The following is a 15046-nucleotide window of genomic DNA, read 5'->3' on the forward strand; positions in this document are numbered from 1 at the left end:
GCTTGCCGGTCTCCAACCTGATCCATCACATCCGCGATGTCGCCGAGTCGCTGCGGCCTGCCGAGCGCAAGGTCGCCGACATGGTGCTGGGCGACGTCGACTTCGCGATGCGCGCGAGCATCACCGAACTCGCGCTGCGCGCGGATGTGTCCGAGCCTTCGGTCACGCGCTTTTGCCGCGCGGTGGGCGCGCACGGCCTGCGCGACTTCAAGATGCGGCTCGCGCAGAGCGCGGCGGGCGGTGTGCCGTATGCGTCGTCGCTGGCTGAAGTCGAGAGCGGCGACGAGATCGGCACGCTGCTCGACAAGGTCACCGAGTCGGTCGTGCAAGGCGTCACTTACGCGCGCGCGTCGCTCGATCCCGCCGTGTTCGCGGCGGCCGTGGCGGCGCTCGGCAGCGCGCGGCGCGTGTACTTCTTCGGGGTGGGCGCAGGCTCCGGACTCGTCGCGCAGGACGCTGCGCTGCGCATGCTGCGGCTCGACGTCGCCGCGAGCGCATTCACCGACGCGCATCTCCAGCGGCTTTACGCAGGCCTGCTCGAACCCGGCGACGTGGCGTTCGCGATCTCCCATTCGGGGCGCAGCGTCGAAGTCAATGAGAGCATCCAGATCGCGAAGGAGCGCGGCGCGACCACCATCGCGCTGACCAGTGCGGGTTCGCGGCTCGCGTGGGTCGTCGATATTCCGCTGCTGCTGCGCGTGCCTGCTACCACGGAGCCGCACGCGCCGGGCGTGTCGCGTATCGCGCATCTCGCGGTGATCGACGCTCTCGCGATCGGCGTCGCGCTCGGCCTCGGGCCGAAAACGCTCGCGAAAATGCGCGATGCACAGGCGCGCAGCAATGGCGATGTGGCCGAAACGTCCGACGACGGCGCCTGATCGCGCACGTCCCGCGCGCCCCACTTGCGTGAATCGAATGCCGCTATAGCGCAGCGGCCACCGCCCCTTCCACGTAACCGAAGCGCCGCGAGAGCCGCTGTGCGGCGGCGACCAGCAACTGCGCGGACGCGCCCCACTTGCGTTAATCGAACGCCGCTATAGCGCCGCCGCCGCCGCTCCTTCCACGTAGCCGAAGCGCCGCGACAACCGCTGTGCGGCGGCGATCAACAACTGCGCGGGCGTGCCCCCGAGCGCAGTGTCGATGGTGCCTGAGGGGCCCATCACCGCGAGCACGAGACACACGTTCCCGGTGTGATCGAAGACCGGCGCGGCGACCGTGCTGATGCCGGGAATCGGCTTGTCGAGCGCCGTATCGACGCCCTCCGCGCGGATCTCAGCGAGCCGTTCGCGGTACGCGGCGCTCGCGCCGCCGCCGCGCGACACGCCCGCAAGTCGCAAGCCGTCCTGCGCGAGCAACGTGTCGCGCACATCGTCGTCGAGCCACGCGGCGAACACGCGTCCAATTGACGTGTTCACGAGCGACATCACCGTGCCGGGCCGCAGGCTCACATGCAGCGGCAGCGCCGATTCTTCGAGCCGCACAACCGTCGGCCCGAGCGGCCCCGGCACAGCCAGCGCGACGCTCATGCCGGTAGCGGCGGCGAGTCCGACGAGTTCCGCATCGGCTTCGCGCACCGGCGAAAGGCGCGCGAGTCCGAGGAGGCCGAGTTCGAGACTGAGTGGCCCCGCTTCGTAGCGGCCCGCCGCGTCGCGGCCGAGCAGGCCGATCTTCTGCAGACTCACCAGATGCGGAAATGCTTTGGCGCTCGCCATGCCCGCTGCCGCCGCGAGGTCACGCAGTGAGAGCGGCGTGCCGGCCGCGACGAGCACAGCGAGCAACTCACCCGTGACGTCGAGCGACTGGATGCCGCGTTGCGGTTTGTCCGCGGATTCTGCGGCAACGACTTCCGGTTCGTCGGGCGCTACGCGCGCAGGCCTGGAGCTTGTTCGGGGCATGGCAGAGTCGAAGTGGAGGGAAAGGCAGCCGCGCCGATCGCAGAGGCTGCATCGCGCAGCGCACGCACCACCGCACCGGACGCGCGCACGTCGAGCGAAGCGCTCGCGCCGATGGCGGTCAGCGTGAGGCGCAGTGCGTGCGCTTCGTCGAATACGGGCACGCAGACACTGCTTACGCCGGGGCTCGGTGCGTCGATACCGGTTTCGAAACCGCGCTTGCGGATGGTGTCGAGCGTGGCGGAAAACGCGGCGTCCGAGGCCGGTTCGAGCGCGGCATCGCGTTGTGCGTGCGTGGCGCGCTGGGCGGCCTGGTTCTTCCACATTGCGCGCATCGCGTCGGGTGCGAGCCAGGCGCAGAACACGCGGCCCGTGGACGTTCCCGGCAGCGACATCACCGTACCGACGTGCAGGTTCACATGCAGCGGCAGGCTCGCGTGCTCGTAGCGCACGATGGTCGGCCCTTGCGGTCCGGCGATGCACAGCGCGACGCTGCAGCCGAGCGTCTGGGCAAGCGCCGCCGCGCGCGGCACGGCCTCGCGCAAGGCAGGCTGCTGCGCGAGATGCAGGAGGCCGAGGCGCAGCGCGAGCGGCCCCGGCTCGTAGCGGCCCGATAGCGCGTCGCGCTTGATCAGGCCAAGGCGCGTGAGGCTCACCAGATAGGCATGCGCCTGGCTCGACGGCAACTCGCTCGTGGTCGCGAGATCGGCGGGTGCGAGCGGCGCGCGTGCTTGCGCGAGCGCGAGCAACAGCCGGCCGCCTACCTCGACACTCTGGATGCCGCGCTGCGTCCGCCCGGCGGCCGTCTCGGGCGGCGCGAGCGCTGCGTGCTCGTTGCGACGTCTGTTCACACCTGGTCTCTGGCTGAAAAAGGGGTTCATGTTAACCGAACGGGCGGCCCGCATCGGCAGTTGCGGCTGCCGCTGTTCGTTAATTTATAGCGAGTATATTCGCTATTGACAAATTTTCTGGAGGGGGCCTAAGATGGCCTCACCCCGGTAGAACCACGATCGATTCATTCCAACACGGGGCGAGACATCCTGACTGGCCGGCGCCGCTCGCGCGCTGCCGTGCGCGCTCGCCTCGCGTTCCCCAACACGTCCCACGATACGGAGACTCACGATGGCAAAGGCGTTCGCATCCCAGGCCGACCTCGAAGAGAAGAAGGTCACCTTTACGCAGCTCTCTGAAAACGCCTACGCGTACACGACGGAAGGTGATCCGAACTCGGGCGTCATCATCGGCGACGACGGCGTGCTGATCGTCGACACCACGGCGACGCCCGCCATGGCGCAGGATCTGATCGCGAAGATCCGCAGCGTCACCGACAAGCCCATCAAGTACGTCGTGCTCTCGCACTATCACGCGGTGCGCGTGCTGGGCGCATCGGCGTATTTCAAGGAAGGCGCGCAGCAGATCATCGCGAGCCGCGGCACGTACGAGATGATCGTCGAGCGCGGCGAGGCCGACATGAAGTCCGAGATCGAGCGTTTCCCACGTCTTTTCGCGGGCGTCGAGACCGTGCCTGGCCTGACCTGGCCGACGCTCGTGTTCGAGAAAGAAATCACGCTTTACCTCGGCAAGCTCGAAGTGAAGATCGCGCACCTGGGCGCGGGTCACACGAAGGGCGACACCGTGGTGTGGCTGCCGTCGCAGAAGGTGCTGTTCTCGGGCGACCTCGTGGAGTACGACGCCGCGTGCTATTGCGGCGACGCGCAACTCGCCGACTGGCCCGCCACGCTCGAAGCGCTGCGCGCGCTGAACCCCGAAAAGCTCGTGCCGGGCCGCGGCCCCGCGCTCCTGACGCCCGAGGAAGTGGACAAGGGCCTCGATTACACGAAGGATTTCGTGACGACGCTGCTCGCGCAAGGCCACAAGGCGGTCGAACGCAAGCTCGATCTGAAAGCGTCGATGGCGCTCACGCGCGAAGCGATGGACCCGAAGTTCGGGCATGTGTTCATCTACGAGCACTGCCTGCCGTTCGATGTTTCGCGTGCTTATGACGAAGCCAGCGGCATCAAGCATCCGCGCATCTGGACGGCGCAGCGCGACAAGGAAATGTGGGACGCGTTGCAGGGGTGATGAAGCGCGAGGGGATGGGGCTGGAATTGGCGCATTAGTGCTTACTCCGGCCCGATGCAGAGCACTTACTCAGGTCGACAGCGCTGCATGGGACCTGAGTAAGCGCTAAAGCGCCAACTCAGGTCGACAAAAAACAAGAGACCGGGAGACACACCGATGATCGACTATCAGACGCTGACGTTCGACTACACACCCAGCTACGAACAGAGTGCGAACGCAAAGGCGAACATGCATCCGGTGGCCGTGATCGGTGCCGGGCCTGTGGGCCTCGCCGCCGCCATCGATCTCGCGCAGCAAGGCGTGAACGTGGTGCTCGTCGACGATGACTGCACGCTCTCGACGGGCTCGCGGGCGATCTGCTTCTCGAAGCGTTCGCTCGACATCTTCGACCGGCTTGGCTGCGGCGAGCGCATGGTCGAGAAGGGCGTGAGCTGGAACGTCGGCAAGGTGTTCCGCAAGGACGAGCTGGTCTACTCATTCAACCTGCTGCCGGAGACCGGGCATCATCGCCCGGCGTTCATCAATCTTCAGCAGTACTACGTGGAAGGCTTCCTGCTGGAGCGCGCGCAAGCACTACCGAACCTCGAAATCCGCTGGAAAAACAAGGTGACGAGCCTCGTGCAACGCGGCACGCCTGGCACGGCCGACGCGCACGTTGCGCTGACCGTCGATACGCCCGATGGCCCGTATCAACTGCTCGCGCGCTACGCGGTCGCGGCAGATGGCTCGCGCAGCCCCGTGCGCACGATGATGGGCCTCGACAGCCATGGCCGCACGTTCAAGGACCGCTTCCTGATCGCCGACGTCAAGATGGAAGCGGACTTCCCGACTGAACGCTGGTTCTGGTTCGATCCGCCGTTCCATCCGAATCAGTCGGTGCTGCTGCATCGCCAGCCCGACAACGTCTGGCGCATCGACTTCCAGCTCGGCTGGGACGCCGATCCGGTGGTCGAGAAAACGCCCGAGCGCGTGATCCCTCGCGTGCGCGCGCTGCTCGGTCCGGACGTGAAGTTCGAACTGGAGTGGGTGAGTATCTACACGTTCTCGTGTCTGCGCATGGACCGCTTCCGGCACGGCAATGTGCTGTTCGCGGGCGACTCGGCGCACCTCGTTTCGCCGTTCGGCGCGCGCGGCGCGAACAGCGGCTTTCAGGATGGGGAGAACCTGGCGTGGAAGCTCGCAGCCGTGCTGGAGAACCGCGCACCGGATGCGCTGCTCGACACGTATGGGAGCGAACGCGAATACGCCGCCGATGAAAACCTGCGCAATTCCACGCGCTCGACCGACTTCATCACGCCGAAGAGCGCAGTGAGCCGTGTGTTCCGCGACGCCGTGCTCACGCTCGCTCGCGAGCACGCGTTTGCGCGGCAGCTCGTGAACAGCGGGCGGCTTTCGGTGCCAGCGGTGTTGCGCGAATCGCCGTTGAACACGCCAGACGAAGACGCGTTCAGCTCATCGATGGAGCCGGGTGCTTCATGCGTCGATGCGCCGGTGCTTGACGGCGCCGGACGCGAAGACTGGCTGCTCGCCCATCTCGGCGACCGCTTCACCGGACTCGTGTTTTGTCGTGCGGCCTCGCCGTTGGATAGTCAAACGCTCGATGCATTGCAGACGCTCGCGTGCGGACCGATGCCGCTCGCCTTCGTCGTGATGCTCGAGGGCGATGCCGCGGTGCCGGCGGGCCTGCCGGAAACGGCTGTGATTCTGCGCGATGTGCGAGGGCTCGCGGCGCAGCGTTACGGTGCCGAGGACGGCGCGTTCTACCTGATTCGTCCGGACCAGCACGTCTGCGCACGCTTCAAACGCTTCAATGCGGCGCGCGTCGAAGCCGCGCTCACGCGGGCGTTGTGCGTGCAGGGCACGGCGTAAAACGACAAGCGGACCACGGTCACCGCGCGGCGGCCGTGGTCCGCTCGAATGAATGAACTTTGCATGGGACCAGAGTAAGCGCTTAAGCGCTTACTCTGGTCGACAGGAGACAACGATGCTCAATACCCAACCGAACCTGGCGCGCCCCGACGACTTCTACGAAGCGCTCATCGATATGCATCGCGATCTGGACGAGGCGCAAAGCCAGTCGGCGAACGCACAATTGATCCTGCTGCTGGCGAATCACGTAGGCGAGCACGCGGCGCTGATGGACGCGATCCGCCTGGCGCGTGCAGGGGTGGCGTCCGCGGCGGGCACAAGTGTCGGCGAGATCGCAGCGTGAGCGTCTGAACGGCGGCGTTGAACGCCAAACGCCGCGCCGTCACGCCGGTCATCGCGCGCTTTGCGAATCGAGACGCACCCGATGCCGACGCAACCAATAGAGACGTACCGGCTACACCTGCATCGACGGCACATCCTTCATGCAGCGCAGCGCAAACATCGACCGGCTGTGCCGGATGCCTGCAATGCGATAAAGCTTCTCGCGCAGGAAGCGTTCGTAACCCGCGGTTCCGTCGACCGCGACCTTGATCCAGTAGTCGTACTCGCCCGAGACGAGATAGGCCTCCAGCACCTCGGGCAGCGCGGCGAGCGCTTCACCAAAGCGCGCGAGGGCGTCGTCCTCGTGGCGGTCTAGCGTCACTTCCAGAATCACGATGTCCGCGTAGCCCAGCCTTTGCTGGTTCACGAGGGCAACGTAGCCATCGATGTAGCCATCGGCTTCAAGCTGGCGGGTGCGGTTCCAGCACGCGGTCGTCGACATGCCCACCTGTTCGGCCAGTTCCGCGTTCGAGACGCGTGCGTTCTTCTGCAGCGCGCGCAGGATCTTGTGGTCCTGGTTGTCGAGCGTTCGGGTGGGGCGTTCGCGGGCGGTCATGGTGAATAGGAATTCTGTTCAGAGAATTCGTATATTACCGGAAGGATGTTCTGCGCTGGACGTCAATCTGCACAAAAACGGAAGCCTATACGAGGAACCGGACGGTATATTTTCCGACATGCCTTCACGCCCGGCACGACCCGTGCGGCCACCTCGCCGACGCGGGGCGCGCCGCCGATGCCACGAGCAGCGGCGGACCGTCAGGCCGGGATACCGTCTTATCGCAGCGGCCGCCGGGCGTTTCACGCGAAATCCGCAGGAGGAGCGTCCGAAGGGCGTGAAGGCATGCAAATACCCCGATTCCATTGCCTCACGCACAAGAACAACGATGTCGATCCAGCTGTATCTGTCTTTTCTCGCCGCCGCGCTGGTGCTCGTCTACACCCCCGGACCCGTGAACGTGCTGACCATGAGTCAGGCACTGCGCGCGGGCTGGCGCCGCGCGCTGCCCTGCGTCTGGGGCGGGACGGCCGCCGTGCTGCTCCAGCTTGCCCTGACTGCGCTCTGCCTCAATTCCCTGCTTCTCATCAGTGAGCACTCGCTAACGATGCTGCGCTGGCTCGGCGCGGCTTATCTCGTCTGGCTCGGCTTCAAGCAATGGCGCAGCGGCGCACTCGCCGAACCGGGCGTCAATGCGTCCAGTGACAGCCAGCGCGGCCTGTTCTGGCGCGGTTTCGCTACGTCGGGGCTCAATCCGAAGACGCTGCTGTTCTTTCCGTCGTTTTTTCCGCAGTTCATGAGCACCGGCGCGCAATGGAGCGCCAACCGTCAATACCTGGTGCTGGCTGCGACGTTTGTCGTGCTGTTCGCGCTTGGCGTGGCGTCGATGGCGCTTTTCTCGCATCGGTTGCGCCACGTGCTGCAACGGCCGAAGCGCGCTCGCGCGGTGAACCGGCTGATGGGCAGCCTGCTGGTCGGGATGGGGGCGATGATGGCGGGGCTGCGCTGAGGGCGCCGCGTGATCCTTCGCATGCCGCGAAGGGCGTGTGAGCGAGCGCTCACATATCGTTGTGGTCCCTCAGGCGCTAGGGGTGCTCAAGGCGCAGCGGGTGTCGTTGCCGACGGTGCTGCGCTGCTGGCGTTGGCCGCCGGAGCCGGCGAAACCGCGGCCGAAGAGACAGTCGCCGAACTGGCAGCCGCTGGCGCTGCCGCGGTTGCCTTGCTTTCTGGCGATATCGCGGCAGGCGCGGTGCTGGCGGAATGTGCGACGGCGGGGGACGTGAGCGTCGTCACAGGCGCCGCGCTCGCTGTCACGCCGGTTGACGCCACATTGGGTTGCACTCCCGCTGCGGCGGCTGGCACGACCGGCGCAAGCACAGGCGTTGCCGCGCCCGGCACCGTCAGCGGTTGCGGCGCCAGTGTGCTGACCGCCGCAGTCGCCGGCAAAACGATCGGCGGCAGTGGCGTGATCTTGATCGCACCCCCATCCGGCACCGCTTCGCTGCGCGCTGCTGTGCCCAGATAGCGGCCGACCAGCTCGAAGAAACGTTCGTAAAAAACCTTCGACTGGATCGTTTCGCTGGAAATCTTGACCATCGAGTCGCTGTTCGAGCGGATCGGCAACGAGACCGACCCCAGAATCGACAGCCCCACGCTGGCCGACGTATCGCTCTTCTTCAACGCATAGCCGTTCTGCACGGCGTTCACGTAGACCACGCTCGTGTTCGAGGCATCGCCGTCCGTGCAGACCGCGTGCACTTCGACGACGATGTGCGAATCGCTCTCGGGCTGGAAGTTCTTCGTGGCGTCGACGGTGTCGTTGTGCGTCATCGTCGTCATGTAGCCCTGGCTCAGCAGGGCGCGGCGCGACGCTTCACAGGCTTCGGCACTCGCATAGGCGAAGTTGTGCGAGAACTGGTTCGGCGCGCTGCTCAGCAACTGATCGTCCGAGAATTTTGGCTTCGTCGACGAGCACGCGCTCACGGCGACGACAGCCGCCGCGACAAGCGGACTCAGCAAGTAGAGGGCAATTCTCGGGAAACGGGGCATGTTCAGATTGGGCAGCGCAGCAATGCATCGGACGGCATGCATTGTAGTTCGGTTCCGGTGCGCATGTCGGAAACGCCCTTTTTTTGCTGCGACCCTGAAATCTGGCTAGTGGAGCATATGCCGCTTGTCGCGCGCGTGATTGATGTAGCGCGTTTCAGCTTGAGCGGAATTCGGCGCATGCGATCACGGTGCGGCTCGACATCTCGTTCGAAACCGGGCGGGCGTGCAAGAGGCACACGCGCGCATTACGCGGCGTGAGGTCGTGATCGGGGATGTTTGTGCTGCGCAACGCATCCGGTACGCCGGACGGCGCGCCGAGCGTCGCAGCACTCAGAACTCGACGAGCGCGAAATCGTCTTTGCCAACGTCGCAGAGCGGGCAGCGCCAGTCTTCGGGCACGTCGGCCCAGCGGGTGCCGGGCGCGAGACCGTCGTCGGGGGCGCCGGTCTCTTCGTCGTAGACCCAGCCGCAGATCACACAGACCCACTGCTTGAAGCCGTCGCCGGAAGACGTTGTGTTCGCATCCGAGGCGACCAGGTTCGTGTCGGCATCGTTCGCGGACAGCGTGTCGAGCGCGACGACGAGCGGCGCCGATGTGCCGCCTTCGCGGGCGTCCAGTTGGGTCTGCAGCGTTTTCAGCAGCCGGGCGGCTTCGTCGGCGGTGAGGTCGATCCAGAAGGGATCGCCTGCGCCGTCATTCAGGCGTTCGGGGGAAAACTGGATTTCGAGGGCAACGCCTTTCTTGTACATGGGCAAAAACGGGGCGGGCTATCCGGAGGACTGCCGCGCTCAGAGGAAGTACCGGGCCGCGAGCGACACCGCGATGCCTGCGACGCCGATCAGCCCGAGAAACTGGAGCAGGGTGAGCGACTTGCGGGGCGTAGCGTTCGGGTTGGCCGGGAGAGGATTACGGGAAGTCATGTTCATGATGCGTGCGGTTGGACGGTGGGCGTCGAGGGCGCGGCCGGACAGGCGCGCGGCGCCAGAGTGTCGCACGATTTGACGCGTGCCGGTGCGAATCGTTGCGCGCTGCGCGCAGAGGCCGCACTGGCGCGTGCCCTACTCACCGTCGCACCGCGGCCGTGATTATCGCCGCTAAACCGGCCCCGATTCGTGCACGAGCGCAGATGGACTATTTCCCGATGGTTGATTCAGGCGAGCAGCCATCGGCGTTCCGCATACTCGAAGAGCCAGCCGACCGGCAGCGCGCACACCATGCCCAGCGCGACCTGGGCGACGCGGAACAGCGCGACGTCCCAAACCGGACCGTGCGCGGGGACGAGCAGGACGATCGTCGTCGTGATGCCCGCGAGGCGGGCGGCTGTACCCACGTTCAGACACCAGCACGCGATGATCACGATCGCCACGGCGACGAGATACACGACGATGTTTTCATGGCCAAGCGTGGCGGCCGCGAAGCCGCCGACGCCGCCCGCGAACGCCCCGATGAGCTGGTCTCGCGACTGGCTGAGCGTGTCGGAGTAGTCGTGCTGGGTGACGGCGATTGCCGTAATGGCGGCCCAGAACGCCTGCTCGGTGTGCAGCGCGCGGCCGATGGTGTAGGCGAGACCCGCGCCGCACACGGCGCGCAGCGCCATCAGCGTGCCCTGCGCCGCGCGGCTCTTGAGCGGCAGACGTTTGAGCGCGCTCATGGCGGACTGCTGGAGCGAGGTGAGGTAGGCGAAAAGATTGCCTTGCGGATCGTGCATCGTGCGTACCGGACGTGAGGGGCGAGTCCCGGGGCGGGCTCGCGTGCCGCCAAGAATATCAACTCTCGAGGCTTGCGATCGTGCGCGTCGATAACGCTCGGTAACGTTCGATCGCATGGACGATTTTTTTTGAAGGAAATTACGCCGCCGATATTCGGCAACCTGCATGCCAGCAAAAAATTACCGACGAACCAGAGCGGTCCGGCTGGAATGAACCTGTTGTCACGAAAGGGGCGATAGGCGTGTTATTGCTGCGAGAGTGCGGGTGGAAATACGATTGACGACTTCGAGACGAAGGTGAGCAGCTCAATAATCGGGATTATTTCTTGAGGCGCAAAGATGTTCGTTGTCTATCGAAAAAATCAATCGTAGATCGGAATAAATAAAAATCGGGCGGCATCCCATTATGGTGCATCGCGTGTAATTCGTAATTCGAACAATCTTCTTTTGAGCTTTCGCGCCACTCGCTGCTCAATTGAGTAAAGCTAAATACGGGCGTCTTTGGCTGCGCATTGTGTTTTGAGCCCGGGCTCCGACCAATTTCAGCCACTTGCGAAGGCATTGCGGAAATCGGGTTCAGAATCTATTAGTAATGCTCGATGTAATCAAACAAACGTGGTTTGAATTGTTGAATATGCGGGCCGATTGAAATCCATTTTATAAACGGTAATAAAGTGTGTCTTTATTCCAACGTTTCTGGAATTTTTGTGTGCATGATCAGCGCCGGATGAATAAACTGGCGGCCTGCGTAGTCGAGATTCGAGTGCATGCGATCACCGGGCACGCCGTTTCTGATATCGATTTAATCATTTCTCGATTATTGCGTTTATCCGCCATTTCAGTAGCTGAAAAAAGACAACAGATGACGGCGAGCGTCGTACGTCTGCGCACAAAAAGACGGTGCCCAAAAGAGCAATAGCCGAAAAGCGGCCGCGACGGTTCTGTACAAACAGAACCGCTTGAAACGACAAAGGAAACCACGTCGCCGCGCCTTTACGGGCGGTGGATTTCGGAACGTCGTCCTCTGGACTGTCTTGGAGTCAAGAAGCATGAGAAAGAAACTTCTGGCCGCAAGCCTGATGGGCTTCTTCGCTGCAAGCGCGGCTCACGCGCAGAGCAGCGTCACACTGTACGGTTCGCTCGACGCAGGTCTCGTCTACGTGAACAACGTGGCCGGCGGCGGCCACGCCTGGGTGCAGAGTTCGAGTGCGCTATCCCCGACGTACTTCGGGCTGCGGGGCGCCGAAGATCTCGGCGGCGGGCTCAAGGCGATCTTCACCTTGGAGAACGGCTTCAACCTGAACAACGGCACGCTCGGGAATTCCGGCACGATGTTCAACCGCAAGGCTTTTGTCGGCCTGCAGAGCGACCAGTATGGCTCGCTCACGCTGGGCCGCCAGTACGACTTCGTGGCCGAAGACCTTGGACCGCTGTCTTCGGCGGGGCAGAACGCCGGGGTCCAGGTCGCAGGTCATCCGTTCAACAACGACAACGTCGCAGCGCTTTACTCGCTCGCCAACACGATCAAGTACACCAGCGCGAACTATTCGGGCTTCCAGCTCGGTGGCATGTACGGCTTCAGCAACTCGACGGACTTCGCGAATAACCGCTCGTACAGCTTCGGCGCGACGTACAACAACGGCCCGCTCAGCGTCGGCGCGGCCTATCTGCAGATCAACAACAATCCGAACGCCGCGTTCAATACGGCCGGCACGTTGAATCCAGCGTCAGCGACCATCATCGCGGAGACGCAGCGTTCGTATGGCATCGGTGGCACGTACGCGTTCGGACCCGCGAAGGTCGGCCTTCTGTTCACGCGCTCCCAGTATTTCAACCTCGCCGGGATTGCGCAGGGCGGCGTTTCGCCGTCGATCACGACAGGGCAGGGGCTGAACATCAACAACTATGAAATCAACGGCACGTACAGCGTGACCCCGGCGTTCGCGCTGCTCGGTTCGTACACGTTCTCGGACGGCAAGTCGGGTGGCGGCGCGGTGACGGGCGGCAACCAGTTCCCGAAGTGGCACACGGCGATGCTCGGCGCCGACTACGCATTCAGCCGCCGCACCGATGTGTATCTCGCCGCCGTCTACCAGCACGCGACTGGCTCGCTCGGCCTGAACCCCGACGGTACGGCGGCGCCCAACGTCGCGGCGATCAGCACGCTGCCGCCGTCGTCGACGGAGAACCAGGTCGCCGCGGCGATCGGGCTGCGTCATCGCTTCTGAGCGATACGTCGTGCGCTGGATGTGGGGCGTCTGGTGACGCGAGAGGCGACGCGCACGCGGGAAACTTCCCGCGTGCGCGTTTTTTTGGTGGCTGCGGATGACATGCTTTCCGCGAAACGACAATGGACGCCGTCCGGTCGAACATCTCTTACCGGACGATCAAGCCCGCGGCTTCGCTTGAGAGGAGCGACGGCGTACCGGTGTACCCACGCGCAGACCGCCCCGGATATCACCACTTACATTCGACGCCTCAGCCAGACAGTGCTTACGCAACTGTCGCGCCGCGTGCCGCAGGTCGCGTTCGATCGCGCGCCGCACGCCTTCGGCATCGCGGCGCTTGAGCCGCCGTATCAGGCCATCGTGGGCGTCGTTGAGCGATGCCGCAAAAATGCTGTCGTCGAACAGCAGGTTCGAGATCGGACCGACTTGCAGCCACACCGTCTCGATCAGCTCGACGAGCAGCGGCGATCCGCTCGCGCGGTACAGCATGAGGTGGAAGTCTTCGTTGGCGTCCAGATAACGCGCGGGTTTGTTATCGGCCAGGGCATCGGCCATCTGCGCACACAGCGCGTCGAGTTGTGCGATTTCGTCGTCCGCAAGCCGCGCGGTGGCGAGACTCGCCGCCTCGCCTTCGAGCATTACACGCACGTTCAGCACGTCGTCGAATTGCGCGCGCGTGAGTTGCGGCACCAGCACGCCGCGGTTGGGCAGGTTCACGAGCGCCGATTCTGCCGCGAGCCGAACGAGCGCCGCGCGCACCGGCATCTCGCCCACACCCAGTTGTTCGGCGAGCGCGTGGATGCGCAGCCGTTCGCCGGGCACGAAGCGTCCGAGGCTCAACCATCTGCGCAGCGTGGCGTAGGTCTCGTCCTGAAGCGACTGGTGCGCGCGCGTTTTCATCGCGATGCGTCCGGTGCGGCGGGGCTCATTTCAATTCCGTCACGCATGCGTCGAATGCTTCGAGCAGGCGGTCCACATCGGCGGACGTGGTGTCGGGGCACACGAGCATCATGTTGTGGAACGGCGTAATCAGTACGCCGCGGTTCAACAGATACAGATGCACGATGTGTTCGAGTTCGTCGTCCATCACCGCGCGGGCTTCGGTGCCATTGCGCGGCGGAGTAGCGCAGAACTGGAACTCGGTGCGAGCGCCCACGCGTGTGACGCACCACGGCAGGTTATGGCGAGCGATCGTTGCGGCAAGGCCATCGGCGAGCCGTTGCGCCAGCGCGAACATGTGCTCGTACGCGGAAACGGTCATCACTTCGGTCAGCGTTGCGCGCATCGCACTCATCGAGAGCATGTTCGCCGTGAGCGTCGTGCCGATGCCCGAATGTCCGGGCGGCGCGTCGTGCTTCGCCTGCTGCGCGCGTGCGGCGAAATCTGCGGAAAAGCCGTAGACCGCGCAGGGGACACCGCCGCCCACGGGCTTGCCGAGCACGAACAGATCGGGCTCGATGCCGTGCTCGCGCGCATAGCCGCGCGGGCCGCTGCTGATCGTGTGCGTCTCGTCGATGGCGAGCAGCGTGCCGTAGCGGCGCATGAGCGCTTGCGCGTCGCGCCAGAAGCCGGGTTCGGGCAGCACCATGCCGACGTTGGTCATCGCAGGCTCGGCCAGCACGCACGCGACTTCGCCATCGGCGAGCGCTTTTTCCAGCGCGTCGAGATCGTTGAACTCCACCACGCGCGTGTAGGGCAACAGGTCCTGTACCTGGCCGAGCAGGCTCGCGCGTTGCGTCGGTACGCCGTCGACGAGATCGACGAATACGTCGTCCACCGTGCCGTGATAGCAGCCGTTGAACACGACGATCTGCTTGCGTCCCGTCGCGGCGCGCGCCCAGCGCAGTGCGAAGCGGTTCGCGTCGCTGGCGGTCATCGCAAACTGCCAGTACGGCAGGCCGAAGCGGTCCGCGAGCGCTTCGGCCACCACCGCGGCGTCCTCGCCTGGCAGCATCGTCGTGAACCCGCGCTGCGCCTGCGCCGCGACGGCGCGTGCGACTGGCTCCGGCGCGTGGCCGAACATCGCGCCCGTGTCGCCGAGGCAGAAGTCGGCGTAGCGGTGGCCGTCGGCGTCGGTGAAGGTCGCGCCGCGCGCCGCTTCGACATAGAGCGAGAACGGCGTCGACCAGTCATTCATCCAGTGCAGCGGCACGCCGAACAGCAGATGCTGTGCGGCGCGTGCGGAAAGCGAGCGCGACTTCGGGCGCGCCGCAATGAAGGCTTCGCGTTCACGTGCGAGAACGCGCTGCGCGCGGTCCCAGTTCACGCCTTGACGGGTTTGCATGGGGCGTCTCCTGTGTGCCATTTCCGGACATGCGCAGGGTGTCAGCGGCGCGCGTC

The 15046-nt window shown here is 64.8% G+C and carries 16 protein-coding genes; 7 read left to right on the forward strand and 9 right to left on the reverse strand.

All coding sequences use genetic code 11. The features are described from left to right. Positions 1 to 2 precede the first annotated feature (2 nt). Positions 3 to 878, forward strand: a complete 876-nt coding sequence (locus D1Y85_RS14735) for a MurR/RpiR family transcriptional regulator (protein WP_124151806.1) — start codon at positions 3 to 5, stop codon at positions 876 to 878. 156 nt (positions 879 to 1034) lie between these two features. Here D1Y85_RS14735 and D1Y85_RS14740 read toward each other — a convergent pair whose 3' ends face one another. Together D1Y85_RS14740 and D1Y85_RS14745 are read right to left on the reverse strand one after the other, a co-directional pair. Next, positions 1035 to 1895 carry an IclR family transcriptional regulator gene (locus D1Y85_RS14740; RefSeq protein WP_124151807.1) on the reverse strand — a complete coding sequence of 287 codons (861 nt, stop codon included), beginning with the start codon at positions 1893 to 1895 and terminating at the stop codon, positions 1035 to 1037. Next, the gene (locus D1Y85_RS14745) at positions 1862 to 2743 is read right to left on the reverse strand and encodes an IclR family transcriptional regulator (RefSeq protein ID WP_246024916.1); all 882 of its coding nucleotides are present in this window, start codon (positions 2741 to 2743) and stop codon (positions 1862 to 1864) included. Before D1Y85_RS14745 ends, D1Y85_RS14740 begins: the two co-directional genes overlap by 34 nt. 271 nt (positions 2744 to 3014) lie before the next feature. Here D1Y85_RS14745 and D1Y85_RS14750 point away from each other — a divergent pair, with 271 nt between their 5' ends. The 3 genes from D1Y85_RS14750 to D1Y85_RS14760 all read left to right on the forward strand — a co-directional run bounded on the left by D1Y85_RS14750 (position 3015) and on the right by D1Y85_RS14760 (position 6186). Beyond that, entirely contained in the window at positions 3015 to 3974 is a 960-nt protein-coding gene (locus D1Y85_RS14750; protein ID WP_124151809.1) for an MBL fold metallo-hydrolase, read from the forward strand. Between the two features lie 156 nt (positions 3975 to 4130). Beyond that, positions 4131 to 5843 carry an FAD-dependent oxidoreductase gene (locus tag D1Y85_RS14755; protein ID WP_124151810.1) on the forward strand — a complete coding sequence of 571 codons (1713 nt, stop codon included), beginning with the start codon at positions 4131 to 4133 and terminating at the stop codon, positions 5841 to 5843. Between the two features lie 115 nt (positions 5844 to 5958). Beyond that, positions 5959 to 6186 carry a DUF2783 domain-containing protein gene (locus tag D1Y85_RS14760; protein ID WP_124151811.1) on the forward strand — a complete coding sequence of 76 codons (228 nt, stop codon included), beginning with the start codon at positions 5959 to 5961 and terminating at the stop codon, positions 6184 to 6186. A 111-nt stretch (positions 6187 to 6297) separates the two neighbouring features. On the opposite strand, the gene D1Y85_RS14765 is transcribed toward D1Y85_RS14760, so the two are convergent. After that, on the reverse strand, positions 6298 to 6780 hold the full coding sequence (locus D1Y85_RS14765; RefSeq protein ID WP_124151812.1) for an Lrp/AsnC family transcriptional regulator: 483 nt from the start codon (positions 6778 to 6780) through the stop codon (positions 6298 to 6300). 328 nt (positions 6781 to 7108) lie between these two features. Between D1Y85_RS14765 and D1Y85_RS14770 the strand changes: the two genes are divergently transcribed. Continuing rightward, positions 7109 to 7729 (forward strand): LysE family translocator, encoded by a 621-nt coding sequence (locus tag D1Y85_RS14770; RefSeq protein WP_124151813.1) that lies wholly within the window; start codon positions 7109 to 7111, stop codon positions 7727 to 7729. Positions 7730 to 7815: 86 nt separating this feature from the next. Here D1Y85_RS14770 and D1Y85_RS14775 read toward each other — a convergent pair whose 3' ends face one another. From D1Y85_RS14775 to D1Y85_RS14785, 4 genes are all read right to left on the reverse strand, one after another. Then, complete coding sequence (locus D1Y85_RS14775; RefSeq protein WP_246024917.1) at positions 7816 to 8811, reverse strand: DUF2242 domain-containing protein; 996 nt, start codon at positions 8809 to 8811, stop codon at positions 7816 to 7818. 288 nt (positions 8812 to 9099) lie between these two features. After that, complete coding sequence (locus tag D1Y85_RS14780; RefSeq protein ID WP_124151814.1) at positions 9100 to 9519, reverse strand: rubredoxin; 420 nt, start codon at positions 9517 to 9519, stop codon at positions 9100 to 9102. Between the two features lie 39 nt (positions 9520 to 9558). Next, the gene (locus D1Y85_RS27050) at positions 9559 to 9696 is read right to left on the reverse strand and encodes a hypothetical protein (protein WP_185218992.1); all 138 of its coding nucleotides are present in this window, start codon (positions 9694 to 9696) and stop codon (positions 9559 to 9561) included. A 224-nt stretch (positions 9697 to 9920) separates the two neighbouring features. Continuing rightward, the gene (locus D1Y85_RS14785; protein ID WP_425466934.1) at positions 9921 to 10478 is read right to left on the reverse strand and encodes an FUSC family protein; all 558 of its coding nucleotides are present in this window, start codon (positions 10476 to 10478) and stop codon (positions 9921 to 9923) included. Between the two features lie 709 nt (positions 10479 to 11187). Here D1Y85_RS14785 and D1Y85_RS14790 point away from each other — a divergent pair. Next, positions 11188 to 11397: a hypothetical protein gene (locus tag D1Y85_RS14790; RefSeq protein WP_124151815.1), complete on the forward strand. Its 210-nt coding sequence runs from the start codon at positions 11188 to 11190 to the stop codon at positions 11395 to 11397. A 130-nt stretch (positions 11398 to 11527) separates the two neighbouring features. Further along, positions 11528 to 12706 (forward strand): porin, encoded by a 1179-nt coding sequence (locus D1Y85_RS14795; RefSeq protein ID WP_124151816.1) that lies wholly within the window; start codon positions 11528 to 11530, stop codon positions 12704 to 12706. 159 nt (positions 12707 to 12865) lie between these two features. Here the strand turns inward: D1Y85_RS14795 and D1Y85_RS14800 are convergent, their stop codons facing one another. Both D1Y85_RS14800 and D1Y85_RS14805 read right to left on the reverse strand, forming a co-directional pair. Next, positions 12866 to 13606, reverse strand: coding sequence for a GntR family transcriptional regulator (locus D1Y85_RS14800; protein WP_124151817.1), 741 nt, complete (start codon positions 13604 to 13606; stop codon positions 12866 to 12868). Between the two features lie 25 nt (positions 13607 to 13631). After that, positions 13632 to 14990, reverse strand: a complete 1359-nt coding sequence (locus D1Y85_RS14805; protein WP_124151818.1) for an aspartate aminotransferase family protein — start codon at positions 14988 to 14990, stop codon at positions 13632 to 13634. Between the last annotated feature and the right edge of the window lie 56 nt (positions 14991 to 15046).

Origin of the sequence: Paraburkholderia dinghuensis, from assembly GCF_003837865.1 — a bacterium.
Lineage (GTDB): Bacteria > Pseudomonadota > Gammaproteobacteria > Burkholderiales > Burkholderiaceae > Paraburkholderia > Paraburkholderia dinghuensis.